The 2,146-nt window shown below is 63.3% G+C and carries 3 protein-coding genes; all 3 read left to right on the top strand.

All coding sequences use genetic code 11. The features are described 5' to 3' along the window. Positions 1–250: 250 nt before the first annotated feature. The 3 genes from G3480_RS29345 to G3480_RS26295 all read left to right on the top strand — a co-directional run bounded on the left by G3480_RS29345 (position 251) and on the right by G3480_RS26295 (position 1,999). Positions 251–760, top strand: coding sequence for a DUF4351 domain-containing protein (locus tag G3480_RS29345; protein WP_164657158.1), 510 nt, complete (start codon positions 251–253; stop codon positions 758–760). A gap of 31 nt (positions 761–791) precedes the next feature. Further along, positions 792–1,106 carry a hypothetical protein gene (locus G3480_RS26300; protein WP_164657157.1) on the top strand — a complete coding sequence of 105 codons (315 nt, stop codon included), beginning with the start codon at positions 792–794 and terminating at the stop codon, positions 1,104–1,106. 104 nt (positions 1,107–1,210) lie between these two features. Further along, positions 1,211–1,999: a metallophosphoesterase gene (locus G3480_RS26295; RefSeq protein WP_164657156.1), complete on the top strand. Its 789-nt coding sequence runs from the start codon at positions 1,211–1,213 to the stop codon at positions 1,997–1,999. Positions 2,000–2,146 lie beyond the last annotated feature (147 nt).

The following is a 2,146-nucleotide window of genomic DNA, read 5'->3' as shown; positions in this document are numbered from 1 at the left end:
GCGAGATGACGACACCTCCACTGAAAATCAGCAACAAAAAATTCGTTATTACACGTTATGGCGTGCGGAATGTCGGAACGTAATAACGGCCAGCCCGATGAAGATGGTCAGCCCAAGGGCACCGGCCAGCAGCGGCATCAGAATGCCCGCCAGCAGCCAGTTCCACCACTTCCAATGACGAATCGAGAACATCGCGTTCCCTCCGAGACAGGCATCTGATTTCACGCCTGAAGGCAGTCTAGTCCACAAAGTGCACGGACGGCCATTACACACCAGGGACAAGCCTGGTGGGCATCTCGCCTCAAGGCGCGCTCGTCGGGGCCGAGGCGACCGTCGCCGCGGGCAGCGCTATGCGGCAAAATGGCGTCTGGCGCGGCTGCTCTATGAGCGTGACTGGGATCGTCAACGCATCATCGACCTCTGTGCGGTCATCGACTGGATGATGCGTCTCCCCGCCGAGTTGGAGGCCCAACTCTGGCAAGCACTGACCACCCTGGAGAGGAACAAGCACATGCGTTACGTCACATCGGTCGAACAGATTGGCTACGCGCGCGGTCACCAGGAAGGACTCGCGGAAGGCCGGCGTGTGGAAGCCATCGCACTGGTGCGCAAACAGCTTGCGCGGCGCCTTGGCGAGCTCCCGCCCGTGCTCGATCGGCGACTCGAGGATCTCAGCGTGGACGAGGTCGAAGCGCTGAGCGAGGCCTTGCTCGATTTCAGCGCAATCGGCGATCTCGAGCAGTGGCTCGCACAGCCGTGAGCGGTCATTCTCACCGGAGGAGACCCGCGCGATGAGCTTTGCAACCGAGCCCAGGGCCTACCACAAGACGGTCCTCTCGGATCTCCAGGGCGCCTGGTCGAATCTGCGCGAGGCCGTTGTGCAGTCAGCGGGCTTCCCCGACTGGGAGCTGGCCGTGTTTCACATCGACGAGGCAATGAGCTGGGAGTCGGTGCGGAATCTCGCCGTCATGCGGCAGCGGCTCATCCTGGTTCGTAACCGGCTCCGGCATGACGGCATTCCAGAGGACATCATCACCTGCCTGGAAGACGTGAATGCCCTGATGGACGAGACGCTCGAGGCCCAGCGAAACGGCGAGATCGACTGACCCTATGGTGTCAACGATCGGATGCATAGCATAACCCGAGTCGAGAGCGGCACGGCTCACTGCCGCAGCCAAGAGTCCTACTCCAGGGCACGGATGAGGCTCACATGAAGATCCAGATTCTCTCCGATCTCCATCGCGAATTTGACCGAACGGCCCGCCGAGGACCGGCTCTCCGGCTCGACGCCATTCCGGACAGCGATGCCGATGTGATCGTGCTCGCCGGTGATGTCGACACGGGCCTGACCGGCCTACACTGGGCGATCGCTGAAGCAGCACGACTCGCGCGCCCGATTCTCTATGTCTTCGGCAACCACGAATACTATGGACAGGCCATGCCGCGGCTGCTCGAGAAGGGACGCACGCTGGTCACGGGAACCGGCGTGCATCTGCTGGAGAAGGACGCCGCCGTGATCGATGGGGTGCGTTTCCTGGGCTGCACGCTCTGGACGGACTTCGCGCTGCAGGGAGACACGCTGCGGGCCGTCACCGACGCGGCTTCGCAGATGAGCGACTTCCGCCGCATCCGCGTCTCACCGCATTACCGCCGGCTCACGCCGTTGGACCTCATGGCCATCCACCGTGACTCGGTTGTTTGGCTGCGCCAGCGCCTCGCGGAGCCGCGCCCACCGCCGACGGTCGTCATCACCCATCACGCCCCCAGCCCTCGCTCCCTCCCGCCGGGATCCGCTGAGGATCCGCTCTCACCGGCCTATGCGAGCGACCTGGAGACACTCATGGATCCCGGCCCCGCCCTCTGGATCCATGGCCATCTCCACCGCCGGGCGGATTATCGCGTGAAGGACACGCGGGTCCTATGCAATGCCCGCGGTTATTACCCCGGCGAGCTGGTCCCTGACTTCGATGCGGCCTGGACGGTCACCCTGCCCGATTGACCGGCCTCGCCGAGCCAAGGCGCGATGCCGTGTCATACCCTCACCCTGGAGAGAAACCTGATCGCCCACTGCAGAACTCCTGACTTGGCGCCAAATTCAATGCGACTGGATCGCCTCAAACACGAGGCGCAGCTCGGTACCGGGGTA

The organism is Thiorhodococcus mannitoliphagus, from assembly GCF_010915725.1.
GTDB lineage: Bacteria > Pseudomonadota > Gammaproteobacteria > Chromatiales > Chromatiaceae > Thiorhodococcus > Thiorhodococcus mannitoliphagus.
This window is presented reverse-complemented; position numbering and strand designations above follow the sequence as displayed.